The sequence below is a fragment of the Pseudonocardia sp. genome (genome assembly GCF_025465255.1).
Lineage (GTDB): Bacteria > Actinomycetota > Actinomycetes > Mycobacteriales > Pseudonocardiaceae > Pseudonocardia.
In genome coordinates this window covers 26,102-51,328 of record NZ_JAODNI010000102.1, presented here as the reverse complement: position 1 = coordinate 51,328, position 25,227 = coordinate 26,102, and the positions used below count along the sequence as shown (strand labels likewise).

Below are 25,227 nucleotides of genomic sequence, written 5' to 3'. Positions count from 1 at the left end.
AGCTCTGTGTTTTCGTCAACGCCGTGATCTCGCAAGGCGGAGGTGGGCGATGATTCTCGGCGACGTCCTGGCGCACCCGGACTTCAAGCTGGAACTGCTGGTCAGCGGCGACGACGAACGGCGGCGCGTGGTGCTCGGCGCCCATGCCATCGAGACGGAGAACCCCTCACGCTGGGTCCCGCCGCAGTGGATCGTCCTCACCACGGGCATGCGGCTGCGGCGCAACGTCGCCGCGCAGCGGGCGCTCGTCGCCGAGCTCGCCGGCAACGGGGTGGTCGCGCTCGGCTTCGGCACCGGCATCGCGTTCGAGACGGTCCCCCGCGCGATCGTCCAGGAGGCGGAGCGGCACGGGCTGCCGCTGTTCGCCGTACCCGAGGAGACCCCGTTCCGGGACATCGTCCGCATGGTCGACGCGGATCTCGTGGCCCGGGACCTGCAGACCCTCCGCCGGTCCGCGTCCATCACGGACACGCTCGTCCAGGCGCTCGGGGACCCCGACCCGGAGCGGGCGCTCGTCGCGAGCCTGGCCAGGCTGCTGCGGTGCGAGGCCTCGCTGCACCGCTCCGACGGGACCGTCCTCTACAGCTCCACCTCCGCGGCGGACACCGCAGAGCGCTGGCAGCGTCTGCGGGAGCTGCCCCTCTCGGCGCCGCCGGTCCAGATCGTGGCGGACGGGCTCTTCGCCACGGCCGTCGAGGTCGACGGCGCGGTGGTCGCGTGGGTGGTCCTCGAGGTGTCCCGGGGCTCGCTGGCCGTCCCGCTGATCCTGCGGGCCCTCACCGTCACCGGCCGGCTGCTCGACGGGCTGCTCGGCGTGCGCGGGCGACGGAGCGGGCTGCGTCGCTCGGCTCGCGGAGAGCTCCTCGACGAGCTCCTGCGGCCCCTGGCGGAACGCGTCCGCGACCCGCGCATCCTCGACAGCGAGGACCGCGCGGCCGAACTGGGCGTCGACCTCGGGACGCCCGGGGTCGTCGCCGTGGGCAGGACGGATGCGTCCCCCGCCCCCGTCGAGGATCTGCTCAACCGCTCGCGCGTCCCGCACCTGCTGACCTGCCGGCAGGGCATGCTCGTGCTGCGCCTGCCGGCGGACGTCGACGACGGTCTGCTCGCCGAGGCGGGCCGGGCGGCCGGCGCCGAGCCGCTCGGCGTCGGACGCCCCGCGGGCGGCCCGGACGGCGTCCGGACCTCCTACGACGACGCGATGGTCGCCTTCTCCTGCGCGGCGCTCTCCGCGGTACCGGGCGGCGACGGCCCGGCCGTGGTCCGCTACGGCGACCTGGGCCTGATGGAGTGGCTGGTGCTGAGCGCGGGGGTGGAGTCCGTGCGCGAACGGGTGCTCGACGTCCTGCGCCCGCTCGAGGGGCACGACCACCTGCTGGACACCCTGCGTGTCTACCTGCGGACCTCGCTGAACGTGCCGGCGACGGCCCGGGCGCTGCACGTGCACGAGAACAGCGTCCGCCACCGGCTGAACCGGGTGCGGACGCTGCTCGGCTTCGACCTGCACTCGGCGCCCCGGTTGGCCGAGATCTACGTCGCGTTGATGCTGCGCGACGCGGTTCCGGGGGAGACGGCCGGGGCGGCCTGACCCTCAGCCCGCCAGGAACCGTTCCAGCGAACCGGTGTGGAACTGCCCGCTACGGAAGGCGTCCCAGCCGACGATCCTGCGATGCAACGGGGCCGTGCTGGCCACCCCGTCCACCGCCAGCTCGGCCAGCGCGCGGCGGGCCCGGGCCAGCGCCTGCTCCCGGTCCGAGCCCCACACCATCACCTTCGCGATGAGCGAGTCGTAGTAGGGCGGGATGCTGCGGCCCGTCTCGAACCCGGTGTCCACCCGCACGCCGGGCCCCGCGGGCAGCCGGAGCAGCGTGAGCCGGCCCGGCGACGGGAAGAACCCGCGCTCGGGATCCTCGGCGTTGATCCGGAACTCGATCGCCGCGCCGGACCAGGAGATCTCGTCCTGGGCCAGCGGGAGCGGGAGGCCGCCCGCGATCCGGAGCTGCTCGACGACGAGGTCGACGCCGGTGACGAGCTCGGTCACCCCGTGCTCGACCTGGATCCGCGCGTTGACCTCGATGAAGTAGAAGCTCCAGGTGTGCGGGTCGACCAGGAACTCGACCGTGCCCGCGCCGCGGTACCCGACCTCGGTGGCGAGCCGGACGGCCGCCGCGCCGAGCTCCTTGCGCAGCCCCGCGGGCAGCCCCGGCGCCGGGCTCTCCTCCACCAGCTTCTGCCGGCGGCGCTGCAGCGAGCACTCCCGTTCGCCCAGGTGCACCACCGCGCCGTGCGCGTCGGCGAGGATCTGCACCTCGACGTGCCGGGCGTCGATGATGCACTTCTCCACGAACACGCCGCCGTCGCCGAAGGCCGCCTCCGCCTCCCGGGACGCCTCGGCGAAGGCCGTGGCCAGCTCGTCGGGCTCGTCGACGCGGCGGATCCCGCGACCGCCGCCCCCCGCCGCCGCCTTGAGCAGGACCGGGAACCCGACGTCCGTGGCGAAGCCGAGGGCCTCCTCGGCGGTGTCGAGCCGGTCGCTGCCGGGCACGACCGGGACGGCGGCGGCCTTCGCCGCGCCGCGGGCGGCCACCTTGTCCCCGACCTGCTCGATCACCTCGGCCGGGGGGCCCACGAACGCGATCCCCGCTTCCGCGAGAGCCCGCGGGAGCGCAGCGTTCTCGGACAGGAAGCCGTAGCCCGGGTGGACGGCGTCGCACCCGGCGGTGCGGGCGGCGTCGACGATCCGCCCGACGTCCAGGTAGCTGCTGCGCGCCGGCGCCGGGCCGATCGCGACCGCCTCGTCGGCGAGGGCGACGTGCAGCGCGTCGGTGTCCGCCTCGGAGTGCACGGCGACGGCGGTGACGCCGAGGTCCTGGCAGGCCCGGATCACCCGCACCGCGATCTCGCCACGGTTGGCGACCAGGACCTTCCGGGGGAGGGAGGCCGCGCCCATCAGGTGAGCCGCATCAGCGGCTGGCCCGCGTCGACCGCCGCCTCGTTCTCGACCAGGAACTCGGTCACGGTGCCGTCGGCCTCGGACCGGATCTCCTGGAACATCTTCATCACCTCGATCAGCCCGACCACCGAACCGGAGGCGACGGTGTCCGACTCGTTGACGAAGGGCGGCGACTCCGGGTCGGGGCGCCGGTAGAACACGCCGGGGAACGGGGCGTGGACGATGTGCTCGGCCATGGGGCCTCCTCGGGGATGCGGGTGGGGGGTCAACCGGCGCCGAGCGCCTCGTGGACGCGGGTGAGCCGGGCGGCGAGCTCGTGGCGGGCCGTCAGGGCCTCCTCGAGAGTGACCTCGACGAACCGGGTGACGTCGTTGGTCCTGGACTGGCCGGCCCGGCCGAGGTCCGCGCTGATGATCGTGGCGATCGTCGCGTACCCGCCGGCGGTCACGGCGTCGTGCAGCAGGGCGATCGGCTCCGAGCCGCCCGGTACCTGGATCGACCCGACGGGATAGCCGATGTCGACGACGTTGGCCGGATCGCTCCCGGCGCCCGCCGGCGGTGTGCGGTCGACGAACTCGATGGCGCCGCCGCGGTAGCGGTAGCCCACCCGGTTCGCGTCCGGGGTGACCCGCCAGTCCGTGGTGAAGAAGGCGGCGAGGCTCTCCGGGACCAGCCGGTAGCTGGCCAGGCCCACCACCACACGCAGCTCCACCTGCGACGGGTGCACGGTCCGCAGCTCCTCGGGCACGCTCGCGCCCGCGGCGGCGGAGGTGGCCGCGGCACCGGTCTTGAGCTCGTCGCCCTCCCGCAGCGCGCGGCCGTCGAGCCCGCCGGTGCCGGTCAGGGTGTAGGTCGAGCGGCTGCCGAGCACCGGCGGCACGTCGATCCCACCGGAGACGGCGAGGTAGGCGCGGGCACCGGCCTTGAGGAAGTCGAACGACACGACCTCGCCGGGGGAGACCGCGTGGCAGGTCCAGCCGTCGACCGGCTCTCCGTTGATCTTCAGCGGCATGTCCGCCCCGGTGACGGCGATGTGCGCGGGCTCGGTGAACTCGATCTCCGGGCCGAGGTAGGTGCACTCCAGCGCCGCGTGCGCGTCGGTGTTGCCGACCAGCAGGTTCGCCACCGAGAAGGAGAACCGGTCCATGGCGCCCGAGGGCGGCATGCCCAGGTGGTAAGCGCCGACCCTGCCGGCGTCCTGCACGGTGGTCATCAGGCCGGGGCGGTGGACCCTAAGCATCGAGCACTCCCTCCAGCCGCCGGACGGTGCCGTCCGGGTCGGCGAACCAGTCGTGCGGGACGAATTCGACCTCGCGTTGCCGGTACCGGAAGGTGCCGTCCTCGACGGTCGCGCGGATGGCGTCGTACTCGGCGCGCTCGATCGCGCGGTACCGGAAGATGTCGCCGGGACGCGGGAAGGTGAACTGCTCCCGGAAGTCCGCGAGCCGCTGCGCCGGGTCGACGATCGGCCCCGGGCAGATCCCGAACAGCTGGTAGCCGCCGGCGCCGTCGACCGGGTAGATCGCGGAGAAGCCGCCGCCCCAGCCGAAGGCCCGCTCCGGGGTGAAGGTGCGCGGGCGGACGTACTTCGGCACCTCGATCTGCCGGTCGGCGGGCACCAGCTGGTAGCCCCAGGGCACGGCCGGGACGAACCCGATCATGGAGACGATGAACGGGGCGCCGACCATCGCGGCGATGAAGGAGTCCGTGTCGGGGTAGCCGTTGAGCTCGGCCGCGAACTCCAGGTCCGTGCGGTCCGGGGTCTGGTGCCGGTCGCGGAAGCGCATCACGGTCTCGTGCGTCCACTCGTCCCGGAACAGCACCGGGACGTCCACGATGCGGGTCTGCAGGACGAAGTCCTCGGCTTCGCCGACCTCCTCGGCGAGCTCCTTCAGCCGCTCGAGCATGGCTCGTGGGTGCACGACGTCCGGGTCGATCCGCACCATGTAGGCCGCGTTCGACGGGCAGATCTCCACGACGCCGGGCAGGGCCAGCTCCGCCAGCCGCCGCGTGACGGCCTGGGCGCGGAGGTTGGCCCGCAGGCTCATCGACTCCGACAGCTGCGCGACGATCCACTCGTCGCCGCCGAAGGTGTAGAGGCTGCCGTCGGGCCCGGGAGCCAGCTCGGGGCGGGCCGCCGCCGTCACGCGTCGGCCCCGACGGCCGCGATGGTCGCGCCGGACTCGGTGATCGCGGTGCGGACGGCCAGCGCGACGTCGACCGCGTTGGGTCCGTCCGAGTGGATGCACACGCTGCGCGCCTCGCGCGGCAGCAGGGTGCCGTCCTCCGCCTGCACGACGCCCTCGGCCAGGAAGCGCTTGACCTGCGACGCCGCGAACGCGACGTCCGTGCGGAGCTTCTGCTTCTGGATCACGAGGTGGCCGTCGGGGGAGTAGCTGAGGTCCGGGTAGATCTCGCCGATGACCTCGTGGCCCAGCTCCGCGAGCTCCTCGCAGAACACCGCGCCCGTCGTCGGGGCGGGCCAGTAGACCTTCGCCTCCGGCGCGAGTCGGTGGACCGCGCCCGCGGCGGCGGCGCCGGCCTCGGCGTTGTCGCGCAGGTACGCGTACAGCGCGCCGTGCGGCTTCACGTGGTTGAGCGGCATGTCCCGCGCCCGGAGGAACCCGGTCAGCGCCCCCACCTGGTACGTCACGATGGCCGCGACCTCCTCCGGGGCGAGCGGTATCGGGCGGCGGCCGAAGCCCATCAGGTCCTGGTACCCGGGGTGCGCGCCCACGACGACGCCGTGCTGGTCGGCCAGCTCGACGGTGCGACCCATGATCACCGGATCGCCGGCGTGGAAGCCGCAAGCGACGTTCGCGGTCGTGATCAGGGGCATGATCTCGGCGTCGGCGCCCATGGCCCAGTTGCCGAAGCCCTCGCCGATGTCGCAGTTGATGTCCACGGCCCGCAGGGCCTGGTGGTCCGTCATGCTGGCTCCTTCCGGAGGTGCGCCGAGGAGGTGGTCGGACGATGCCGAAGGCTTCCTCACGTCGATGAGCTGGGCAATCTCGGATTCCCCAATTCGCCGCGGCGCACACTGCGTATCCGCCAGTGGCGCCGCCGGAGCCGGGCCCGGAGTGTGGGCCGCACCCGGAGCCGGGCCGAGGACGACAGGAGGCCGACCGTGCGTTTCGGAATGGTGTTCGGCATGGTGACCCCCGCCGGGAGCGGGATGACGTGGGCGGATGCCGTCCAGGACTTCGTGCAGGTCGCCCCCGAGGTCGAGGACCTGGGCTACGACTCCCTGCAGGTGACCGAGCACCACTTCCAGGCGGACGGGCACAACCCGAGCCCGCTCATGGTGCTGGCGGCCGCCGCGGCCGTCACGAACCGGATCACGCTGGGCACCAACGTGCTGCTGGCGCCGCTGTACAACCCGGTGAAGCTCGCCGAGGACGTGGCCGTGCTGGACAACCTCTCCGGCGGGCGGTTCACGCTCGGCGTGGCACCCGGCTACGTGCGGGAGGAGTTCGCGGGCCTGCAGGTGTCCTACGACGACCGCGCCAGCCGCTTCGAGGAGTACCTGGACGTGCTCCAGGCGGCGTGGACGCAGGAGACGTTCAGCATGGACGGGCGGTTCGTGCACGTCCCGGAGACACGGCTCTCCCCGAAGCCGGTGCAGGCGCCGCACCCGCCGATCTGGTACGGCGTGTCCGGGCCGAAGCTGCTTCGCAAGGCGGCCGAGCGTCACTGCCCGCTGGTGTGCTCACCCCGGCACGGCTTTGCCGAGCTGGCGGAACACCTCGCCGCCTACGACGCGGCCGCCGCCGAAGTCGGGTACGTCCCGGCCGAGCGCCCGGTGATGCGGGGCGGGTTCATCGCCGAGACCCGCGAGAAGGCGGAGGAGATCGCGGCCCCCGCCGTGACCCACCTGTTCCGCGAGCTCTACGGCAAGAAGTCGGCGTCGGGCGAGCGGGTCCTGCGGGCCGACGACGGCAGCGTCGTCGCGGACGCGGACACCGTCAGTTTCGAGACCTTCAAGGACCGCTACATCATCGGCACCCCGGACGACGCGGTCGCGCACGTCACGCGGCTGCGGGACGAGCTCGGCGTGACCGAGATGCAGTGCTGGACGCAGCTGCCGGGCATCACCCGGGACCAGGCGATGTCCTCGGCGCGGTTGTTCGCGAAGGAGGTCATCCCGGCGTTCGCGTCCTGAGAGGGTGCCCGAACGCCGCGGAGACGCACGGAAGCGGCGGCGTGCCGGAGCGAGGCGATCGACGGTGGCTCGTTGCGTCGGACCGGGATCACCCCGATGATGGTGCGCCCGAGGACGAAGGGGCGGCGACGTGACGAGAAGACGACGGATCACCGGTGCCCTCGCCGTCGCGATCGGTGTATCCACACTGATGCTCACCGGTGCCGGGCCGGCCGGCGCCGCGCCGCCGACGGGTGCTCCGGTTCGGTTGATCGTCGACACCGACCTGTTCAGTGACGCCGACGACGCGGGCGCCCTTGCGGTCGCCCACGCGCTGCAGGACCAGGGAGGCGTCCGGCTGCTCGGGGTCATGGTGAACTCGCGGAGCCGGTGGGGCGCCCCCGCCGTCGATGCGATCAACACCTGGTACGGGCACGGGGACGTCCCGGTGGGGGCCCTCAAGCCCGTCGACGACAGCGTCGCCGCGCAGGACTACGCCCGGCCGCTGGCGCGCGAGTTCCCCCACAACCTGGCCGACGGCGCGCGGGCCCCCGAAGCCGTCGGGCTCTACCGACGGCTACTCGCCGCCCAGCCCGACCACGGCGTCGTCATCGCGGCCATCGGCGCGGAGACGAACCTCGCCGACCTGCTCGACTCCCCCGCCGACGCGGTCAGCTCGCTCACCGGGCGCCAGCTCGTCGCCCGGAAGGTCGGCAGACTCGTGCTGATGGGCGGCCGGTACCCGCAGGGCAGGGAGTCGAACTTCCTCATGGATCCGTCCGCCGCGGTCCGGGCCGTCAACGACTGGCCGACTCCGGTGATCTTCAGCGGATTCGAGATCGGCGTCGAGATCCAGACCGGATCCACGCTGGCGCGGACACCCACGACGAATCCCGTGCGCCGGGCCTACGAGATCTACGCCGGCGCCGGGGTCGATCGCGCCAGCTGGGACCAGACCGCGGTCCACGTCGCCGCGAAGGGGACGGCGGGGCTGTTCGAGCTGAGCGGGGCGGGGCGCAACACCGTCGCCCCGGACGGGGCGAACACCTGGACCGCCGCGCCCGACGGCACCCAGCACTACCTGGTCGCGGCGGCCCCCCCGAGCACGGTCGCCGACCGCCTTCAGGCGCTCATGGTCCAGGCTCCGCGGCCGGCCTCCCCGGCCTGACGGCGCTCCACCGGCACCAGGCCGGGGATCCGGCTCGCTCACCCGACACGGGTGGCGATCACGGAATCGGACCTGGATCAGGTGGTATCGGGGGCAGTGGCCCGGGAGGCGGGATCGGGCTGGGCGGCGGGCCCGGGAGCGGCCCGGGACCGGGCGGCTGCGGCTCCGGGCCGGGCGGGATCGGTGGATCGGGAAGCGGTGGTTCGGTGCCGTGCGGCGTGGGCACGACGGCGCTGGGGCCCTGCATCTTCTCTCCCTACCCCTGATGTCGATCGCTGCTCCGAGGGATACCCCGGCCGGCACCCGGAGATTCACTGCTCGTGGGAGCGCGCGCACCGCGGATCCTCGGAACGCGGCGGAGAGGCCGGGAACCGCCGGTCGAGGGCGCGCCTCAGGCCGCGGCGTTCTGCCCGCGGAGCCCCCAGGCGTCAGCGAGCAGCTCGTAGGAGTGCCGGCGCGCGACCGGATCGTGCGCGTAGGTGACGACGAGGAGCTCATCGGCTCCGGTCCGGGCGACGAACTCGTCCAGGCCGTCGCGCACCACGTCCGGGGTGCCGACGAAGGAGACCCCGAGCGGGCCCTCCATGGCGGCGGCCTGCTGGGCGTCGAGCATGTTCCGCAGCTCCGGCAGCGGCGGGTCCAGTGGTGCCGGGGCACCGGAGGCGAGCCGCAGGAACATCTGCTGGATGGTGGTGAACAACGCCTCGGCGCTCTCCTGGTCGTCGGCGACCATGACGTTGACCCCGGCCATCACCGTCGGCCGGTCGACGGACGCGAGCGGGCCGGAGGGGTCGAAGTTCGCGCGGTACACGGCGAGCGCCTCGTCGAGCTGGTACGGCGCGAAGTGGCTCGCGAACGCGTAGGGGAGCCCGAGCCTTCCCGCCAGCTCCGCGCTCGCCACGGACGAGCCCAGCATCCACAGCGGGACCTCCGTGCCCTGCCCGGGGATCGCCCGCACCGGGCTCCGCTCCGGCCCGGCCGGCGCCAGGTACCCGGCGAGCGTCTGCACGTCCTGGGGGAAGCTGTCGGTGTTCGCGGCGCCGCGGCGCAGCGCCTGGGCGGTGCGCGGGTCGGTGCCCGGCGCCCGGCCGAGGCCCAGGTCGATGCGTCCCGGATGCAGCGTCGCGAGCGTCCCGAACTGCTCGGCGACGGTGAGCGGCGCGTGGTTGGGCAACATGATGCCACCGGATCCGACGCGCATCCGGGACGTCGCCGACGCCACCCGTTCGATGAGCAGCGCCGTGGCGGAGCTGGCGAAGGTGTCGCTGTTGTGGTGCTCGGCGAGCCAGAAGCGCTGGTACCCGAGGTCGTCCACGGTCCGGGCGAGCCGGGTGGTGTTCTCGAGTGCCTCGGCGACGTCCTGGCCGCTCGACACGGGTGCCAGATCGAGGACGGACAGCGGCACACGTTCGATCGGGGTGGCCGCAGGGTCGGTGAGAGAGCTCATCGTCAGCGGTTACCCCACCGCACGCCCACGATTCGGGCTTTGCGGGCGGGGCACGGATGCCCCGGAGGATCCTTCGTCCGGACCCGGTCGTGTGGGCGCCGGCTCGCTCGGCGCGGTCAGCCGCCGCTGTCGTGGGAGAGGAGCACGGTGGATCCGTCGGTGCGGACGATGAGCGCCGTCCGGCCGCGGATGTCGAGCCAGCGAGCGGCGTCGGGGCCGCGGGCGAAAGCGGCGGTGGCGTCGATGTCGACCTCCGTCAACGAGGTGCCGATCACGGTGACGGAGGCGATCCCGGACGGGGCCCGTCCGGTGCGTGCGTCGAGGATGTGGGCGCCGCGGCGGGCGGTGCCGGAGGTAGCGACGGCGCCGGTGTGGATGGGGACGACGGCGACGAGCCGGCTCGGGTCGTGCGGGTCCTCGATGCCGATCCGCCAGGGCGGGTCGTCGGGGTTCAGGGTGCGGCAGGTCAGGTCGCCGCCGGCGGAGAGGCAGAAGTCGGTGTCCGGCAGCTGTGCGAGGTGGGCGGCCGCCCGTTCGGCGGCCCAGCCCTTCACGACACCGGAGGGGTCGAGCCGGCCGCCGCGGCGGACGTCGAAGGCGCCGTCGGAGTCGCGTCGTGCCCTCTCTCCGAGGGCGAGCACCTCGCCGACCTCGGGCGGACAGTCGGCGAGGGCGAGCTCGCCGCGGTCGAGTCGAGAGATCACGGAGTCGGCGCGATAAGCGCTGAACACCCGGTCGGCCTCGCGCAGGACGGCCAGCGCGCCGGTCCAGGCCGCGTGGGCGCGGGCGTCGGCGGCGTGGCGGCCGCGGAACGCGACGCTGATCGGCATGCCCATGACCTGCTCGACGTGGCGGACCGGGCGCGGGGCCCCGCTCGCCGCCGAGGGGATCGCCGGGGTGAGGGTCATGCGAGGCCTGCCTGGTCCAGGGCGCTCTGCAGGGACTGGACGTAGCCGTCGGAGGTGACGGTGGCGCCGCTGATCATGTCGATGTCCGCGTTCTGGTTGGTGAGCGTGTTCTGGGTGAGGATCGGCAGCGCGCGGGCGTTGATCCGCTGGTCCTTGTCGTTTCCGCTCGGGTACAGGGGGACCGTGACGTCGGTGATCTTCCCGTCGGTGACGGTGATCGAGACCTGCACGGTTCCCCAATGGGTCTGGGCGGCCGCACCGGTGTAGGTCCGGCCGGTCCCCGCGGTCGACCCGCTCGTGGCCGGGGCCGGGGCGGGGGCGGTGGTCGTGCCGGTGCCGGGTGCGGCGACGACGGTGCCGGTGGGCTGCACGGCGCTGCCGGTGGAGGTCTTGTAGCCGAAGAGGAGCACGACGACGGCGACGGTGCTCAGGATCCAGGTGAGGAGGCGTCTCATCCGGTCACCATCCGAAGTTCTCGACGTGGAGCCGGGTGTCGGGGACCCGGGCGGCGGAGAGGGTGCGGCGGACCGAGTCGGTCCATGCCTCGGGGCCGCAGACGTAGACGTCGCGCCGGGCGATGTCGGGCACCCAGCCGAGCAGCAGGGTGAGGTCGTCGGCGGATCCGGCGCCGTCGCCGAGCCAGGAGTCCGCGGAGCGCCGGCGCCCCGGGAGCCAGTGCACCCGCAGGCCGCGTTCGCGAGCGAGGGTGTCGAACTCGGGGGCGAACAGGGGCCGGCGGGTGCCGCGCTGCAGCAGTACGGCGTCGCCGGGGGCGTAGGGCAACCCCTCGGCCAGGGCCCGCAGCGGGGTGACGCCGACACCGGCACCGATGAAGGCGATCTTGTCGCGGGTCCGGGGCCGCTCGGTGAGCCGCCCGTAGGGGCCTTCGATCACCACCCGGACCCCGGGACGCAGGCTGCGCACGAGGGCGCTGCCGTCGCCGAGGTCCTTGACGGTGATGCGCAGGCTGCGCCCGTCCGGGGCGGCGGACAGCGAGTAGGGGTGGGCGCGGGTCCAGCCGGGGCCGGTGAGGAACCGCCAGGTGAGGAACTGTCCCGCCGTCACGGGTAGCTGGTCCAGGTGCCGTCCGGTCACGTGGACCGAGACCACGTCGTGGTCCTCGGGCACCACCGCGGTGACCCGGAGGTCGTGGCGCAGCGTGCGGAACAGCGGTGCGCCGAGGCGCCAGACGAGGACCGCGCCGGCCGCGGCGGCCCACAGCGTCCACCAGAAGGCGGTGGCCGCGGTGGAGGACAGGAACTCCTGCCCGGTCCACAGCTGGTGCGGCAGCGCGAGCCCGACCCCGAGGTAGGCGTAGAGGTGCAGCAGGTGCCAGGACTCGTAGCGCAGCCGGCTGCGGGCGGCCCGGACGCTGGTGGCCACGACGAGGACCAGGCAAAGCGTGCCGGCCAGCGCCAGCAGCATGCCCGGATGGTCGACGGTCAGGTCCCAGAAGGTGCCCGGGACGGCGCCGAGGCGGCCCGCGGCGTACCCCCAGGTGATCAGGCCGACGTGGGCGAGCATCAGGGTGAACGAGGTGAACCCGACCCAGCGGTGCGTCCGGGCCAGCCGGTCCTGCCCGACCGCGCGCTCCACCAGCGGGATGCGCGCCATCAGCAGCACCTGGACCAGCAACAGATCCGAGGCGAGCAGACCGGTCCACCGGCCCACCGAGGTCAGGCCGTCGGCCCAGCCCCCGAGGTCGCCGACGCCTCCGCCGGTGATCCACAGGGAGGTGACGAAGGCGAGGCTCGCCGCCACCAGGACTCCGGCCACGTAGCGCACCACCGAGTCGGTGCGCGCCGCGCGGGTGTCCACACCCGAGCCGTGGCGCCTCGGTTCGAGGGTGACGCTCACGTGGACGGCCCCGGCGCGTCGATCCCACCAGCGCCGGAACGCGGTTCCCGGCGGGACCCGCCGGTGGAGAAGTCGTTGCTCACGATGTTCCTTCGGCATCAGGCGGACGTGAGCCTGCTGTTCGCCGGCTCTGCCGTAGACGTCTGCGGTGGGTGGTCGCGGGGCCGGCGGCGCCGCTTCAGGAGGTGACCGCAGATGATGGTCGTCGCGGAGGGTGGGCTCCGGTTCTGTGCTTGCTGTGCACCGGCTGTGAGGATCGACGGCGCCGCGTCGTCGCAGCCCGGCGCCCGGTGGTCACCGACGAGACGGTGCCGTCTGAGAACGCGAAGACCTCCTCGTGCAGCCGGCCTCGGGGAAGGCCGGCGTCGTGGAGAGCCGTGCGTACGGCCTGCGAGAGCCCGGGCGTCGCTCGGGCTCGACGCCCGGTGGAGGAGCGGGGACGCCGACCAGCGCGAGACCCCGGGCGAACCGGAGCGAGAGCTCATCGGTGCGGCCTGTGGCCGGTGTGCGCACCGTGGACGTCGGCCGTCATCGGGGCCACCGCGGCGGCCACGGCGGGCGATACCGGCGAGACCGACGCCCTCGGGGAGCCCGACGCCGATCCCGGCGACGGTCGCCACCACGAACAGGCCGGCCGTGAGCGTCCGCCGGAGGCGCTGCCAGGCGGACCTGGACAGTGGTGTGGTCGGAGGGAGCGCGGGCGCAGGAGTACGAAGGCCGGATCCGGGTCGACCGCGGGGCTGAACCATTCCGTTCTCCCGGCCCGCGTAGTTCGTCGCCGTGCCGGGTACTCCCCTGCAGGCCCGGCCGAAACGACCACCGAACGGGAGCGCGGCAATGACGTCAGACGAGCCCAGGTCGTCGTTCGTGCAGTTCCTTCTGGACAAGGTCCGTGCGGACCCCTACCCGAGCAGGGAGCAGCTCGACCTCATCGAGGAGTCGATCCCGGTCGAGATGGTCCCCGACTACGTGCAGGTGCTGATCGACAAGGCCGGCGAGTCCGGCTTCCCGAGCAACGACATGCTCGAGCGGATCCAGCGCATCTCGACCAGCTACCGCCCTCCCGCGCAGGGCTGACTCCCCGTCGACGGGGACGTTCTCGACGACCGGATGGTGAACGACGCCAAAGGCCGGCGAGTCGACCACGAACACGCCCGCGGCCGCGCCGATCCGCGCCGAGCTGACTCGTCCCACCCGGGTCCGACGAACAGGGCGCCGGCCACGCTCCCCACCAAGGCGAGAGGCACGGTGCGCTCGAGGCGGAGCTGTGTTCCGTTCCCGGCGGGGCTCAGCGTGAGGGTGACGAAGCTCGTCGCGCCGCTCGCGCTTCCCGCGAGCGATCTCGGTGGCCAACGCGTCCAGATGACGGCCCCACAGGTGGCGGGACCGCCCCATCCAGAGGTCGGCCTCCTGCAGTGGCGCGGTGTCGACGGCCTATACAAGGGAAGTCTGAGAGTGGGCCCCGGTGGAGTACGCCCCGGAATCAGAGCACTGCAAGCAGGCCCGCGCCGAGCAGCCCGCCCGCAGCGACCATCGCGGCCGTCGCGGCGGTGGTCCGCCATTCCAGGGCGCGGCCGACCATGACGATCCCCGGCACGCTCACCGCAGGGAGGGTGATCAGCAGTGCGCCGATCGGACCGGCCGCGACGCCCGCGAGGGCCAGGCCCTGCAGAACCGGGATCTCCCCGGCGGTCGGGATGACCAGCAGCGTGCCGACGACCGCGGCCGTCAGCACGACGAGCAACCCCGAGCTCAGGCCGGCGCCGAGCGGGAACAGCCAGCCGCGGAGGGCCCCGATCAGCAGCACGATCACCAGGTACTCCGGCACCAGGACGAGCGACAGCCGGAGCAGGGCGCGACCGAAGCGAGCCGGCGCTCGGGACAGCCGTTCGGTGCCGACCGGTTCCGGCTCGTCGTTCCCGGCGAGTGACGACGCGGCCGGGGTGACCGTCTCCCGCCGGCCGTCGGTGAGCCGGGCGACGAGAGCGGCGCCGCCGACGACGACCAGCGCGCCGACGACGAGGCGCGTCACGGTCCACTGCCATGGCGCGACGAGCAGGAGGAACACCAGGACCGCGGGGTTGAGCAGGGGGTTGCCCAGCCAGTACGCCACCGCGGCAGGGGTCGACACGCCGGACCGGCGCAGGGAGACCGCGACCGGCGCGGTGCAGCAGGTGCACATCATCGACGGCGTGCTGCACAGCCCGCCGGCCAGCGCGCTGCTCATCCGGCCACGGCGGTTGAGCAGCCGCAGCAGCCAGGCCCGCGGCACGAGCGACTGGAGCGCGGCGCTGATCAGCAGGGCGGCGACGAGCGCCTTCCACACCGCCTGGACGTAGGCGGCGGTGAACGACGTGGCCGCGTGCCAGGACGGCGGGTCACCGGGTCGGACTCCTCCGACACCCAGGACGCTCGACCCGCTCCACGCCCCGCCGGCCCGCAGGTCGCTCACCCGGGCCGCGTACGGCAGCCACTTCGCCCACAACAGGGTCGCGACGAACACGACGGCGGCGACGAGCACGCCGGCCACGACGGCCGCCCGGGCTGTGCGCGGATCCGGGGTCGAGGAAGCGGCAGGCACACCGCGAGGCTAGGGGCGCCGCCGCCGAACCGCTGGCCGGCGACGCTATCCGGGCTCCTGCCACAGCGGCGGGGCGAGGACGCTGCGCATCCGGCTGAGCTCGTCGCGGTGCAGCGCACTGAGCTCCCCGAGCACCTGTTCGCCCTGAGGGGTCAGGACCACCCGGACGACGCGGGCGTCGTCCGGATGCGCGGCCCTGTCCACCAGCTCCTGGCCCTGAGCCCGGTTGACCAGTTCGACCGTGCTGTGGTGGCGCAGTTGCAACCGCTCGGCCAGCTCCCCGACGGTCGCCCACTCGCGGCCGGGAAAGCCCTTCAGAGCCAGCAGGAGTTGGTACTGCTGAGGGGTCAGCCCGTGGCCGCGAACCGCCTCCTCGCTGAATCGGAGATACCGCCGGATGCCGAAGCGGAACCGTGCCAGGGCCTCGAAGTCCTGCTTCGTCAGCGGTCTCGACATCGGTGAGCCGTTGTCCTGCACCGTCACGCCGTCATGAGACCACGTGCCGGGGTCTGCGGGGCTTCCCGGCCGCTTTCTATCGTGTTACGATACAAAGCCGGCATCACAGACGCCAGGAGGCGTGATGTTCGTTCTCTGGGTTCTCATCGTCAGTGGAGTCCTCTGCCTGCTGGTCGGCGCGGCGACGAGCATGCGGGTCGTCCAGCAGTTCGAACGGGGCGTGGTGTTCCGGTTCGGACGGGTCCAGCCGCAGACCCGCGGTCCCGGCCTCGCCGTGCTCGTGCCGATCGCGGACCGGATGCAGAAGGTCAACCTGCAGATCGTCACGCTCCCGATCCCCGCCCAGGACGGCATCACGTCCGACAACGTCACCGTGCGCGTCGACGCCGTCGTCTACTACCGCGTCGAGGACCCGCTCCGCGTCGCGGTCGACGTCCAGGACTACGGCTCCGCGATCCTGCAGGTCGCCCAGGCGTCGTTGCGGTCGATCATCGGCAAGAGCGAGCTCGACGACCTGCTGTCCAACCGCGAACGCCTCAACCAGGGACTCGAGCTGATGCTCGACAATCCGGCCGTCGGCTGGGGGGTGCACATCGACCGCGTCGAGATCAAGGACGTCCTGTTGCCCGAATCGATGAAACGGTCGATGTCCCGGCAGGCCGAGGCCGAGCGCGAGCGGCGGTCCCGGGTGATCACGGCCGAGGGGGAGCTGCAGGCCTCCAGGCAACTCGCCGAGGCGGCCGAGGTGATGGCCGCGCATCCGGCCGCGCTGCAGCTGCGGCTGCTGCAGACCGTCGTCGAGGTCGCGGCGGAGAAGAACTCGACCCTCGTGCTGCCCTTCCCCGTCGAGCTGCTCCGCTTTCTCGAGCGGTCCACGCCCCCGGGCGGTGCACCTGCCGGCACGGCCTCCACCGACGGGAACGCCCCTGCTCCCGTGAGGTCCGATGACGTGCCGGAGGCCCGGCCGGTGGGGGAGACCGTTCCGGCGGACGTCGTCGGGACCGCCGGCCAGATCGCGGAGACGATCGCGCAGCTCCGCCCGGGGCCGGCCGCCCCGGCCAAGAACGGCTCGTGACGCGGATGCGTGAACCTGGCCCACGCCGACGGGTACGGGTCCTCGGCCTGGTATGCGTAAGACGGTGACGCAGAACATCCCGCGCGTGCTGCACGACATGCAGCCCACCGTCGCCGACAACACGGCCGTTCCCGCGGGGGTGGTGTGGCGGCTCGCCGAGGCCGGACGTCAGCTCGACGCCAACGTCCTGAACCTGCCTCCCTGCACGGTCATCGAGGCGCACGCCGAACCCGATCTCGATGTCCTCATGGTGGTCGTCGCCGGCAGCGCGACGATGAACACCGACGACGGCGCGCGGCCGCTCCTCCCGGGCGCGGTGGTGTGGCTGCCGCACGGCTCGACCCGCGGCTTCACCACCGGTGTCGACGGTCTCGCCTATCTCACCGTGCACGGACGCAGGCCGGGGATGCAGATCCGCGGGGCGGACGGGGCACGCCTGACCTGACCGGCCACGGAGAGCGCGGTCTCACTCGCGGGTCAGCGTCACGCAGCACCGCTCGGGGGCCGGGTCGAGCCGGGCCTGTACCGAAGGGTTCCCGAGCTCGTCGAGCATCGCCTCGATGAGCTGCAGGTTCATGCCGCACACGAGTGCGGTGTGCTCGCGGGCCAGCGCGTGGAACGGGCAGTTCGCCAGCACGGTGACGTCGCCCTGCGGGCGAGGTTCGTAACCGAGGGCGGCCAGGGCCGTCATGACGTCGTCGGGTGTCACCGCGGCGGAGGCGCCGGCTCGCCGGTTCTGCGCGGCGCCGAGGCGGCGCCCCGCGGCGGTCGCCGCGCGGCGGACGGCGTCCAGGACCGGTGTGCCCTCGCCGGCTGCGAGGTCGACGCCGGCGGCGAGGATCTGGCCGGCCAGGTCGTAGCGCCGTTCCGGGAGCGTCACCGTCACCTGTCGCGCGGAGCGCCGGTAGAGCTTCGTCGGACGGCCGGCGCCAGGGCCGCGTCGCCCCGACAGGCGTCGGAACTCCGTGTCGAGCAGGCCCTCCTTGACCAGCTTGTCGAGGTGGAACTTGGCGGTGTGCCGAGGCAGGTCGACGCCTTCGGCGGCGCGGTCCCGGCTCACCGGCTCCGACTGCGCGGCCACGTAGAGATACAGCGCCCGCCGGGCCGGTTCGGCGAGCGCGCCGACGCCGTTGACCTGCGAGACGAAGTCGTCCATCGATCTGCACCTTCTATCGGACAGTTTCGTTGACTAAAGAGGGTCGAGGTTCTAGCGTTCACGCTATCGTCCTTTAGAACCGGGAGAGACCATGACCACTCACCGCGACCCACCGGCTCCGGCTCTCGGCAACCCCCACATCGGCTCGGTCCCGGCGGCCCGGCAGGCCTTCCTGCTGCTGCGAACCGTGTTCACCGTGGCGCCGGTGGTCTTCGGGCTGGACAAGTTCTTCGGGCTGCTCACCGGCTGGGAGCGCTACCTGGCTCCGCAGGTCGACGGTCTCCTTCCCGGGTCAGCTCACCAGGCGATGCTCGCGGTCGGGGTCGTGGAGATCCTGGCCGGGCTGCTGGTCGCGGTGCTGCCGCGGATCGGCGGGTATGTCGTCGCGCTCTGGTTGGCCGGGATCATCGTCGACCTGTTGCTCCTCGGCGACTTCTTCGACGTCGCCCTGCGCGACTTCGGGCTGTTCGTCGGCGCGCTCGCCCTCGCCCGCCTCGCCGTCGCGTTCGACCACCGTGGCCCCCGGACGCGTACCCCGTGATGTCGGCCGCCCCGGTCACCTCCGCGTCACCCGCGCCGTTGCGGGTCGTCCCGCCCGCCAAGGGCATCGACCTCTCCGGCGCCGAACGCGCCGCCGCCGCGTTCCTGAACGCCCTCGGCGTCCCCACGGACACCGCCGCGACCACGGACACCCCTCGCCGCATGGCACACGGCTACGCCGAGATGCTCAGCCCTCGTTCCTTCGACCTCACCACGTTCGCCAACGACGAGGGTTACGACGAGCTCGTGGTGGCGCGCAGCATCCCCGTGCACTCGGTGTGTGAGCACCACATGCTCCCGTTCCTCGGCACCGCCCACATCGGCTATCTGCCCGGTCCACGGATCCTCGGTCTGTCCAAGCTCGCGCGGGTGGTCGAGCTGTTCGCCCGCCGCCCCCAGGTCCAGGAGCGGTTGACCACGCAGGTCGCCGACTGGCTGTGGACTCATCTGCAGCCACGCGGCGTCGGCGTGGTGATCGAAGCCGAGCACCTGTGCATGTCTCTTCGCGGCGTCCGGGCCGGCGGGACGAGCACCGTCACGTCGACCATGCTCGGCACCTTGCGCGAGGACCCTCGCTCGCGTGCCGAGTTCCTGGCTCTCGCCACGTCGGTGCGTGCGGACGCGACCGGTGGCCGTCGTGGCTGACCCGTCCTCTCCGACGTTCGTCGTCATCGGGGCGGGGCTCGCGGGCGCGAAGGCCGCCGAGGCGCTCCGCGCCGAAGGCTTCGACGGTCGCCTCGTCCTGCTCGGGAGCGAGCCGCACCGGCCGTACGAGCGGCCCCCGTTGTCCAAGGGATACCTGCTGGGTGGCTCGGACCGATCCGCGGTCTTCGTGCACCCCGCGGAGTGGTACGAGAAGCACCAGGTCGAACTGAGGCTCGACGTCGCGGCCGTCGGGATCGACCGCGGCGTCCACGAGGTCACCACCGGCCACGGCGACCGGCTGCCCTACGACAAGCTGCTCCTCGCGACCGGCGCCTCACCACGGCGGCTGACGGTGCCGGGCTCCGATCTCGGTGGCGTGCGCTGCCTCCGGAGCCTCGACGACTGCGACGACCTCAGGGCCGAACTCGGCGAAGGCGCAAAGGTCGTCATCGTCGGCGCGGGCTGGATCGGCCTGGAGACCGCCGCGGCAGCCCGTGCGCGCGGTGCCGAGGTCACCGTGCTCGAGCAGGCCCAGCTGCCCCTGCTGCGGGTCCTCGGCTCCCGGATGGCGAAGGTCTTCGCCGACCTGCATCGCGAGCACGCCGTCACGCTGCGCTGTGGGGTCGCCGTCTCGGCGATCGAGCCCGCGGCCGCCGACCCGATGCGGGTGGGCGCCGTGCGGCTCGCCGACGGCACCGTGATCGAGGCCGACACCGTCGTCGTCGGCATCGGGGTAAGCCCGAACGACGGGCTGGCGCGTGCGTGCGGCCTGAACTGCGACAACGGCATACTCGTGGACCGGCACCTGGTCACGTCGGATGACGACATCCTGGCCGTCGGCGACGTCGCCAACGCCTACCATCCGCTGCTGCGCCGGCAGCTGCGCGTCGAACACTGGGCCACTGCGCTCTACCAACCGGTCGTGGCCGCGAAGACCATGCTCGGCGAGGCTGCCACCTACGAGCGTCTTCCCTACTTCTTCTCCGACCAGTACGAGCTCGGCATGGAGTACACCGGGCACGTCGATCCCGAGGTCGGCGACGTCCGGGTCGTGGTCCGCGGCGACATTCCGGCCCGCGAGTTCATCGCCTTCTGGGTGAGCGACGGACGAGTTCTCGCGGCGATGAACGTGAACGTCTGGGAGGTCGGTGACCCGATCCGGGAGCTGATCCGCTCCGGTGAGCGGGTCGACACCCTCCGGCTCGGAGACCCCGGCATCCCGCTCGAGCACGCCACTGCCGTCCTGTGAGGCGAACCGGTTCGCGCTCGACCGGAGGCGCCGCGGCGGTGTTCCTCCACGAGGGACCTCGGCGGGGTGCTCCGCACCGCTCACGTCGCGGCCGACGGCCCCCATCCCAGGGTCGGGCCCAGATGGGTCGCGAGGTCGGTGAGGATCTGCAGGTAGTCGTCGGGGGCGAAGCTGAAGGGCAGCGCGAACACGACCTCGCGCACCTGCTGGAACCCGGCGTGCGCGTAGAGCTCCTCCGCGATCTGCGCGGAGGAGCCCACGATGTCCCGGGCGAACAACAGGCGTTGTGGTCCCTGGGGTTCCGACGTCCGTGGGGTCCGGGCGTCGGTGTAGGCCCGGTACTTCGCCCGCTGGGCCGCGGTGGCGCTGTCGGTGGGGATGACGACCAGTCCCTGCGAGACCCGGGCGTCCGTGCCGTCGGGGTGGGCCGCCCGGAACGCCGCGATGTGGGCTCCCTGGATCTCCGCGAAGGTTCCCGGCCCCTCGGCCTTGACCACGCTGCTGGTCAGGAGGTTCATGCCGTGCTCGCCGGTGAGGCGGGCCGAGCCGAGGCTGGCGGCGCCGTACCACATCCGGCTGCGCAGTCCCGGCGAGTGGGGCTGCACCCGGTCGGAGAACTCCTCGATCCCCACGGTTCCCCGGAATCCGCTGGCCGGCTCGCCGCCGACCAGCCGGAGCAGCCGGGAGACGCGCTCGTGGCTGAAGTCCTCGGCGCCGGCGGTGTCGGGGTACAGCGCCTCCCGGACGTCGGGGAAGCGCATGGGGGGACCCACGCTGACGCCGGGGTTGAGCCGCCCGCCGGACAGGACGTCGACCGTGGCGAGGTCCTCGGCGAGGCGGAGCGGGTTCTCCCAGCCGAGCGGGATCACCGCCGTGCCGAGCTCGATCCGCCGGGTGCGCTGGGTGGCGGCCGCCAGCACCGCGACGGGGGAGGAGATGCCGTACTGCAGGTGCCGGTGGCGGACCCAGGCGCTGTCGAAGCCGAGCCGTTCGCCCAGCTCGATGACCTGCAGCGTCGTCTCGTGCCCGGGCCGGGGATCGTCGCCGTCGAACGAGCCGATGGTGAGGAAGCCGAGCTTCTCCAACGGTTCGGACGGCTTGGGCATGCGGTGCTCCTTCGATCAGGTTCCGGTCATCATTCTCGATGCCGGACCCGGCGGCATCGGCCCACGGCGACCTCGCCGTCTCAGCCGCGAGAATCTGTCCTGGCCGGTCTAGACATTCGCAGATCGCCCGCGGTAGTCTTGTCCCCGTCAGGAACAAGATCTCGCCGTTCGTGGAAAGAGTTCGATCGAGGAGGAGGGAACCCACACTGTCCGATCGCTCGTGACGGCCGTCGAGGCCGGGCGGGCACCGCAATCTCGTCGGAACGGAAGGTGATCTTCAGTTACTGCGTGGATGCGACAGCCGCGGGACATGGTCCGGCGGATCGAGAAGACCGACGTGAGCGTCGGTTGATGGTGTGAATGTCAACCCCTGGGGCCCGGTGCACATTGCACCGGGCCCCTCGTTCGTGGAGGCTCCATGGATCAAGGCCCGCCGACCGCGGCCGACAAGTTCGACGACGAGCACTACCCCGCCTACACGATGGGGCGGGCGGCCGAGATTCTCGGCACCACCCCCGGGTTCCTGCGCAGCCTGGACGAGGCGAAGCTGCTCGCCCCGCAGCGTTCCTCGGGCGGGCACCGCCGCTACACCCGCCACGAGCTCAGGCTCGCCGCTCGGGTCCGCGAACTGCTCGACGAGGGCATGGCCCTGAACGCCGCCTGCCGCATCGTCGTGCTGGAGGACCAGCTCGAAGAGGCGAGGCGCGCGTCCCGGCGCGCCTAGCTGTACCGACCGGACCCTCAGGACGGCTGCCTGTGGGTGTCCACCCACTGGTCGATCCGTCCCCACCATCGATAGAGCCAGTCCACCTGGTCGTCCTCGTCGTGCGGCACGTCGGAGGCCGGCACCCGCCACCACCGCATGTGCACGGTGGAGTCGAGGGGTAGCGCACGCCAGATGTCGGCCACGGTGAAGAGATGGTCCAGGCCGGCGTGGGCCACCCACACGACGTCGGCGTCGGGTGCCGCGGCCAGCGCGGCGGTGACACCGCCGGGGCGGGGCGGGAGGACGTGGCGCATCGCCTCGGAGCGGCGGGCCATGCGCTCCAGTCCGCGCCCCCGCAGGCGGGCGATGCCGGCGGTTCGACGGCGTTGGGTGAAGTTCCCGCCCTCGGGGAAGATCACGAAGGCGTCGTTGTGGTCCAGTGCGGTCGCCAGTTCGGAGATGCGGCGTTCGAGTCCCGCGCCGCCGCCGGCGGGGATGAACCGGTTGGGCAGCCGGTTGAGCATCACGTCGAGCGCCGGGTCCCACTGCAGCCGCTCGGTCAGGACGATCCGGGGTTCTCGCGCGTACCAGTTCACCAACGCGTGGACGAGCAGGAAGGAGTCCCCGGGTCCGGCGTGCCGGCAGAACACGAGAAGGGGCCGGTCGAGGTACTCATCCGGGTCCGGTCCTTCGATCTCGACCCGGAGCCGGAGAACCCGAGCCGCTTCGTGATAGAGCGTTCGGAGGTACCAGCCCACGAGTTGATAGTGCAGGTACTGCAGCAAAGGGGTGCGCAGTGCGAGGCCGAACCCGGCGGCGAGCCAGAGCCCCAGCAGTGCGCAGAGCACGACGCTCTCCATGACCAGCGCGACGACCGCGACCCACAGCACGCGTACCGCGCGGAAGCGGCCCGGAAGGAACGGCGACAGCGCCCCGGCGACCAGGAGCCACAGCGGCAACGTCGTCAGCACGGCGACGGTCGCGATGACCACGGCAGGAGCGAGGACCAGTCGTCGCACCCAGCGTGGGGGCAGGCTCACCGCCGGCCTCCGGTACCGAGACACGACCGCAGATAGTCCTTCGACGCCCGGTAGGCCGCGTCGATCCGATCGGCGGACGCGGTCGTGGCGCGGTAGCGCAGGGCGGCGCGGCTGTCCCACCGCGGCGCGCCGCCCTCGCCGGCGGGTAGGACGTGCACCTCGACGCCCCCGGGCACGGCGGCCAGATCGCGTGCGTAACGGTGTCGACGGGCGATCTCGAAGGCCACGAGCCCCACCTCCCAAGGCCGCCTCGGCGGCCGCAGCGGCTGATCGACACGGCCGACGTGCAGGACGAATACCCGCTCGGCGCCCAGTTCCACCGCGCGGCCCAAGGGGATGCTGTTGACCAGGCCGCCGTCGAGGTAGTGGCGCCCCTCGACGACCGCAGGCGGGAGCAGGCCCGGTACCGCGGCCGACGCGAGCACGGCGTCGACGGCCGGGCCGTGCTCGAACCAGTGCTCCGCGGCGTCCTCGATGCTCGCCGCGCAACAGGTGAAGCGCACGGGCAGGTCCTCGATCCGCCATCCGCCCAGAACCGTGCTCGCCGCCCGCCTCAGCGGCTCGGGGGAGTGGGCGGCCACGCCGCTGTGGGCGAGCGTGCGCAGCCGTCGTACCGTCCCCGCCGCGAACAGGCTTTGCGCCTCGGGGGAGAGCCACAGCGCCTCGAGCCGGTCGGCCACCTCGTCCCGGGGCAGGGCCGCGAGTACCGCTCCGTTGAGTGCCCCGACCGAGGTGCCCACGACCAGGTCCGGCTGGACGCCGAACTCGAGCAGCGCGCGGAGCATGCCCGCCTGTACGGCGCCGAGCACGCCGCCCCCGCCCAGGACGATGGCCGTACCGCCGTTGGTGCCCACGACCCTCATGCTGCCAGCCGGCCGGAGGGGGAGGCCCTCCTCCCGGTCCGCGTTCGACAGCGCCGCCCCGGACGGCGGTGGCGACACGAGGATCGCGCCCTCAGGTTCGGGCGACCCCGATGGCGAGGAGGGCCGCGTCGTCGTCGAGGCCGTCACCGAACCCCTCGAGCAGCCCGGTGAGCGACCCGACGATCCCGGCCGCCGAGGCCGGAGCGAGCGATCCGGCGAGCCGGCGGAGATCGTGCTCGTCGTAGCGATTCCTGGCTGTATCGACACGAGCCTCGGTGAGGCCGTCGGTGTAGAGCAGGAGCGTGTCGCCGGGGGCGAGGTCGACGTCGGCGCGGACGAACACGGGGTCCGCGAGCGCGCCGACGAGCTGGCCGCCGGCGAGGTCCACGAAATCGGCTGTTCCGTCGGCGCGGAGCACCAGGGGCGGTGGGTGGCCGCCACCGGCGAGGGTGATCGTGGCGTGGTCCGGCGCGGGAGCGAGGATTCCGAAGAGCACCGTGCAGAACCTGGGGTTGAACCCGTCCTGCTCCTGGGCCAGGACGGAGTTCAGGTTCGTGAGCACCGCGACGGGGTCGGGGTCGTGGACCGCGGCCGATCGCAGGGTGTAGCGGGCCAGCGAGGTCAGCGCCGCGGCCGAGGCGCCTTTGCCGCAGACGTCGCCCAGGAAGAAGCCCCATCGTTGGTCGGGCAACCGAAACAGGTCGTAGAAGTCGCCGCCGACCTCGTCGAGGGAAGCAGGGTGGTAGTAGGCGGCGGTCTCGATAGCCGGGACCTCCGGCAGCTGCGGCGGCAGCAGCGTTCGTTGCAACACGCCGGCCAGGCGCTGGAAACGGTCCCGTTCCCCGTCGGCCTCTCGGCGAGCGCGCAGCAGCTCGCTCTCGTAGGTGCGGCGGTCGCGGGCCTCGAACACCACGGAACGGATCCGGCTCAGGTTCCCGTCGTCATCCCGGGTGGCGACGGAGGACATGAGGACGGGGAGCCGTGCGCCGTCCGCCGTGCGGAGCTCGACTGCGATCTCACCCACGGTCCCCTGCATGGCCAGCAACGGTGCGAGGTGCGTCTCGTAGTGGATTCGTCCACCGACGGTGAGCAGATCGCTGAACCGGCGCCACCCGACCAGGTCCTCGCGCGCGCGCCCGAGCCAGGACAGCAACGTGTCGTTCATCCTGATGATCGTGCCGTCGGGGAGCGTGGACAGGTGGCCGCACGGCGCGTCCTCGTAGAGCGCGTCGGAGCCGGCGTTCTCCTCGGCGACGGCCGCGTCGATCTGCGCGCGACGTCGATCCACGGCCTCGTGCTCGGTGTCTGCAGCTCCGGCGGTGCCGGGTGCCGGTAC

General features: G+C 72.7%; 26 protein-coding genes and 1 pseudogene. 10 read left to right on the top strand and 17 right to left on the bottom strand.

Annotated features, from left to right (window positions below; translation table 11 throughout):
• Positions 1-49: 49 nt before the first annotated feature.
• The gene (locus JWP64_RS11500) at positions 50-1,588 is read left to right on the top strand and encodes a PucR family transcriptional regulator (protein ID WP_297495698.1); all 1,539 of its coding nucleotides are present in this window, start codon (positions 50-52) and stop codon (positions 1,586-1,588) included.
• 3 nt (positions 1,589-1,591) lie between these two features.
• Here JWP64_RS11500 and JWP64_RS11495 read toward each other — a convergent pair whose 3' ends face one another.
• From JWP64_RS11495 to JWP64_RS11475, 5 genes are read right to left on the bottom strand one after another with little or no spacing between them, the layout of a single operon-like run.
• Positions 1,592-2,950: an acetyl-CoA carboxylase biotin carboxylase subunit gene (locus tag JWP64_RS11495; protein WP_297495696.1), complete on the bottom strand. Its 1,359-nt coding sequence runs from the start codon at positions 2,948-2,950 to the stop codon at positions 1,592-1,594.
• Positions 2,950-3,189, bottom strand: a complete 240-nt coding sequence (locus tag JWP64_RS11490; RefSeq protein ID WP_297495694.1) for an acetyl-CoA carboxylase — start codon at positions 3,187-3,189, stop codon at positions 2,950-2,952. Before JWP64_RS11490 ends, JWP64_RS11495 begins: the two co-directional genes overlap by 1 nt.
• Before the next feature lie 29 nt (positions 3,190-3,218).
• Positions 3,219-4,193, bottom strand: a complete 975-nt coding sequence (locus tag JWP64_RS11485; protein WP_297495692.1) for a biotin-dependent carboxyltransferase family protein — start codon at positions 4,191-4,193, stop codon at positions 3,219-3,221.
• Entirely contained in the window at positions 4,186-5,100 is a 915-nt protein-coding gene (locus JWP64_RS11480; protein ID WP_297495690.1) for a carboxyltransferase domain-containing protein, read from the bottom strand. Before JWP64_RS11480 ends, JWP64_RS11485 begins: the two co-directional genes overlap by 8 nt.
• Positions 5,097-5,885, bottom strand: a complete 789-nt coding sequence (locus JWP64_RS11475; RefSeq protein ID WP_297495688.1) for a 5-oxoprolinase subunit PxpA — start codon at positions 5,883-5,885, stop codon at positions 5,097-5,099. The genes JWP64_RS11480 and JWP64_RS11475 overlap by 4 nt, the downstream gene beginning before the upstream one ends.
• Positions 5,886-6,080: 195 nt before the next feature.
• On the opposite strand from JWP64_RS11475, the gene JWP64_RS11470 reads away from it, so the two are divergent.
• On the top strand, positions 6,081-7,115 hold the full coding sequence (locus tag JWP64_RS11470; RefSeq protein ID WP_297495687.1) for an LLM class flavin-dependent oxidoreductase: 1,035 nt from the start codon (positions 6,081-6,083) through the stop codon (positions 7,113-7,115).
• Positions 7,116-7,245: 130 nt separating this feature from the next.
• On the top strand, positions 7,246-8,262 hold the full coding sequence (locus tag JWP64_RS11465; RefSeq protein ID WP_297495685.1) for a nucleoside hydrolase: 1,017 nt from the start codon (positions 7,246-7,248) through the stop codon (positions 8,260-8,262).
• 391 nt (positions 8,263-8,653) lie between these two features.
• On the opposite strand, the gene JWP64_RS11460 is transcribed toward JWP64_RS11465, so the two are convergent.
• The 4 genes from JWP64_RS11460 to JWP64_RS11445 form a co-directional block, all read right to left on the bottom strand.
• Positions 8,654-9,709, bottom strand: a complete 1,056-nt coding sequence (locus JWP64_RS11460) for an LLM class flavin-dependent oxidoreductase (protein WP_297495683.1) — start codon at positions 9,707-9,709, stop codon at positions 8,654-8,656.
• Between the two features lie 116 nt (positions 9,710-9,825).
• Positions 9,826-10,617: an FAD:protein FMN transferase gene (locus tag JWP64_RS11455; protein ID WP_297495681.1), complete on the bottom strand. Its 792-nt coding sequence runs from the start codon at positions 10,615-10,617 to the stop codon at positions 9,826-9,828.
• Positions 10,614-11,072 (bottom strand): FMN-binding protein, encoded by a 459-nt coding sequence (locus tag JWP64_RS11450; protein ID WP_297495680.1) that lies wholly within the window; start codon positions 11,070-11,072, stop codon positions 10,614-10,616. Before JWP64_RS11450 ends, JWP64_RS11455 begins: the two co-directional genes overlap by 4 nt.
• Positions 11,073-11,076: 4 nt before the next feature.
• On the bottom strand, positions 11,077-12,474 hold the full coding sequence (locus JWP64_RS11445) for a ferredoxin reductase family protein (RefSeq protein ID WP_297495678.1): 1,398 nt from the start codon (positions 12,472-12,474) through the stop codon (positions 11,077-11,079).
• A gap of 837 nt (positions 12,475-13,311) precedes the next feature.
• Between JWP64_RS11445 and JWP64_RS11440 the strand changes: the two genes are divergently transcribed.
• The gene (locus JWP64_RS11440) at positions 13,312-13,551 is read left to right on the top strand and encodes a hypothetical protein (RefSeq protein WP_297495676.1); all 240 of its coding nucleotides are present in this window, start codon (positions 13,312-13,314) and stop codon (positions 13,549-13,551) included.
• A gap of 237 nt (positions 13,552-13,788) precedes the next feature.
• Here the strand turns inward: JWP64_RS11440 and JWP64_RS11435 are convergent.
• The 3 genes and pseudogenes from JWP64_RS11435 to JWP64_RS11425 form a co-directional block, all read right to left on the bottom strand.
• Positions 13,789-13,908: pseudogene (locus tag JWP64_RS11435) on the bottom strand (transcriptional regulator); the annotation flags it as partial.
• A gap of 49 nt (positions 13,909-13,957) precedes the next feature.
• Complete coding sequence (locus JWP64_RS11430) at positions 13,958-15,055, bottom strand: permease (protein ID WP_297495674.1); 1,098 nt, start codon at positions 15,053-15,055, stop codon at positions 13,958-13,960.
• 45 nt (positions 15,056-15,100) lie between these two features.
• On the bottom strand, positions 15,101-15,538 hold the full coding sequence (locus JWP64_RS11425) for a MarR family winged helix-turn-helix transcriptional regulator (protein ID WP_297495672.1): 438 nt from the start codon (positions 15,536-15,538) through the stop codon (positions 15,101-15,103).
• Positions 15,539-15,635: 97 nt separating this feature from the next.
• Between JWP64_RS11425 and JWP64_RS11420 the strand changes: the two genes are divergently transcribed.
• A complete protein-coding gene (locus tag JWP64_RS11420) occupies positions 15,636-16,586 on the top strand; it encodes a slipin family protein (RefSeq protein ID WP_297495670.1) in 951 nt (316 codons plus the stop codon).
• A gap of 52 nt (positions 16,587-16,638) precedes the next feature.
• Positions 16,639-17,031 (top strand): hypothetical protein, encoded by a 393-nt coding sequence (locus tag JWP64_RS11415; protein WP_297495668.1) that lies wholly within the window; start codon positions 16,639-16,641, stop codon positions 17,029-17,031.
• Between the two features lie 21 nt (positions 17,032-17,052).
• Here the strand turns inward: JWP64_RS11415 and JWP64_RS11410 are convergent, their stop codons facing one another.
• The gene (locus tag JWP64_RS11410; RefSeq protein WP_297495667.1) at positions 17,053-17,742 is read right to left on the bottom strand and encodes a helix-turn-helix domain-containing protein; all 690 of its coding nucleotides are present in this window, start codon (positions 17,740-17,742) and stop codon (positions 17,053-17,055) included.
• A 91-nt stretch (positions 17,743-17,833) separates the two neighbouring features.
• Here JWP64_RS11410 and JWP64_RS11405 point away from each other — a divergent pair, with 91 nt between their 5' ends.
• Genes JWP64_RS11405 through JWP64_RS11395 form a run of 3 tightly spaced genes read left to right on the top strand, consistent with a single transcriptional unit; the run spans position 17,834 to position 20,176 of the window.
• Positions 17,834-18,283, top strand: coding sequence for a hypothetical protein (locus JWP64_RS11405; protein WP_297495665.1), 450 nt, complete (start codon positions 17,834-17,836; stop codon positions 18,281-18,283).
• The gene (gene folE, locus JWP64_RS11400) at positions 18,283-18,927 is read left to right on the top strand and encodes a GTP cyclohydrolase I FolE (RefSeq protein WP_297495663.1); all 645 of its coding nucleotides are present in this window, start codon (positions 18,283-18,285) and stop codon (positions 18,925-18,927) included. The genes JWP64_RS11405 and folE overlap by 1 nt, the downstream gene beginning before the upstream one ends.
• On the top strand, positions 18,920-20,176 hold the full coding sequence (locus tag JWP64_RS11395; protein ID WP_297495661.1) for an FAD-dependent oxidoreductase: 1,257 nt from the start codon (positions 18,920-18,922) through the stop codon (positions 20,174-20,176). Before folE ends, JWP64_RS11395 begins: the two co-directional genes overlap by 8 nt.
• A gap of 80 nt (positions 20,177-20,256) precedes the next feature.
• Here JWP64_RS11395 and JWP64_RS11390 read toward each other — a convergent pair whose 3' ends face one another.
• Complete coding sequence (locus JWP64_RS11390; protein ID WP_297495660.1) at positions 20,257-21,282, bottom strand: LLM class flavin-dependent oxidoreductase; 1,026 nt, start codon at positions 21,280-21,282, stop codon at positions 20,257-20,259.
• 418 nt (positions 21,283-21,700) lie between these two features.
• On the opposite strand from JWP64_RS11390, the gene JWP64_RS11385 reads away from it, so the two are divergent.
• Positions 21,701-22,006 carry a MerR family transcriptional regulator gene (locus tag JWP64_RS11385; RefSeq protein ID WP_297495658.1) on the top strand — a complete coding sequence of 102 codons (306 nt, stop codon included), beginning with the start codon at positions 21,701-21,703 and terminating at the stop codon, positions 22,004-22,006.
• A 17-nt stretch (positions 22,007-22,023) separates the two neighbouring features.
• Here JWP64_RS11385 and JWP64_RS11380 read toward each other — a convergent pair whose 3' ends face one another.
• The 3 genes from JWP64_RS11380 to JWP64_RS11370 all read right to left on the bottom strand — a co-directional run bounded on the left by JWP64_RS11380 (position 22,024) and on the right by JWP64_RS11370 (position 25,179).
• Positions 22,024-23,028 (bottom strand): 1-acyl-sn-glycerol-3-phosphate acyltransferase, encoded by a 1,005-nt coding sequence (locus JWP64_RS11380; protein WP_297495656.1) that lies wholly within the window; start codon positions 23,026-23,028, stop codon positions 22,024-22,026.
• On the bottom strand, positions 23,025-23,882 hold the full coding sequence (locus tag JWP64_RS11375; RefSeq protein WP_297495654.1) for a patatin-like phospholipase family protein: 858 nt from the start codon (positions 23,880-23,882) through the stop codon (positions 23,025-23,027). The genes JWP64_RS11380 and JWP64_RS11375 overlap by 4 nt, the downstream gene beginning before the upstream one ends.
• 100 nt (positions 23,883-23,982) lie before the next feature.
• Positions 23,983-25,179 (bottom strand): SpoIIE family protein phosphatase, encoded by a 1,197-nt coding sequence (locus tag JWP64_RS11370; protein WP_297495652.1) that lies wholly within the window; start codon positions 25,177-25,179, stop codon positions 23,983-23,985.
• Positions 25,180-25,227: the final 48 nt, after the last annotated feature.

Excerpts from the sequence above, each read along its gene's own strand:
- JWP64_RS11500 (WP_297495698.1), top strand. The coding sequence starts at position 50 with ATGATTCTCGGCGACGTCCTGGCGCACCCGGACTTCAAGCTGGAACTG.
- JWP64_RS11495 (WP_297495696.1), bottom strand. The coding sequence starts at position 2,950 with ATGGGCGCGGCCTCCCTCCCCCGGAAGGTCCTGGTCGCCAACCGTGGC.
- JWP64_RS11490 (WP_297495694.1), bottom strand. The coding sequence starts at position 3,189 with ATGGCCGAGCACATCGTCCACGCCCCGTTCCCCGGCGTGTTCTACCGG.
- JWP64_RS11485 (WP_297495692.1), bottom strand. The coding sequence starts at position 4,193 with ATGCTTAGGGTCCACCGCCCCGGCCTGATGACCACCGTGCAGGACGCC.
- JWP64_RS11475 (WP_297495688.1), bottom strand. The coding sequence starts at position 5,885 with ATGACGGACCACCAGGCCCTGCGGGCCGTGGACATCAACTGCGACATC.
- JWP64_RS11460 (WP_297495683.1), bottom strand. The coding sequence starts at position 9,709 with ATGAGCTCTCTCACCGACCCTGCGGCCACCCCGATCGAACGTGTGCCG.
- JWP64_RS11455 (WP_297495681.1), bottom strand. The coding sequence starts at position 10,617 with ATGACCCTCACCCCGGCGATCCCCTCGGCGGCGAGCGGGGCCCCGCGC.
- JWP64_RS11450 (WP_297495680.1), bottom strand. The coding sequence starts at position 11,072 with ATGAGACGCCTCCTCACCTGGATCCTGAGCACCGTCGCCGTCGTCGTG.
- JWP64_RS11440 (WP_297495676.1), top strand. The coding sequence starts at position 13,312 with ATGACGTCAGACGAGCCCAGGTCGTCGTTCGTGCAGTTCCTTCTGGAC.
- JWP64_RS11420 (WP_297495670.1), top strand. The coding sequence starts at position 15,636 with ATGTTCGTTCTCTGGGTTCTCATCGTCAGTGGAGTCCTCTGCCTGCTG.
- JWP64_RS11415 (WP_297495668.1), top strand. The coding sequence starts at position 16,639 with ATGCGTAAGACGGTGACGCAGAACATCCCGCGCGTGCTGCACGACATG.
- JWP64_RS11410 (WP_297495667.1), bottom strand. The coding sequence starts at position 17,742 with ATGGACGACTTCGTCTCGCAGGTCAACGGCGTCGGCGCGCTCGCCGAA.
- JWP64_RS11405 (WP_297495665.1), top strand. The coding sequence starts at position 17,834 with ATGACCACTCACCGCGACCCACCGGCTCCGGCTCTCGGCAACCCCCAC.
- folE (WP_297495663.1), top strand. The coding sequence starts at position 18,283 with ATGTCGGCCGCCCCGGTCACCTCCGCGTCACCCGCGCCGTTGCGGGTC.
- JWP64_RS11390 (WP_297495660.1), bottom strand. The coding sequence starts at position 21,282 with ATGCCCAAGCCGTCCGAACCGTTGGAGAAGCTCGGCTTCCTCACCATC.
- JWP64_RS11385 (WP_297495658.1), top strand. The coding sequence starts at position 21,701 with ATGGATCAAGGCCCGCCGACCGCGGCCGACAAGTTCGACGACGAGCAC.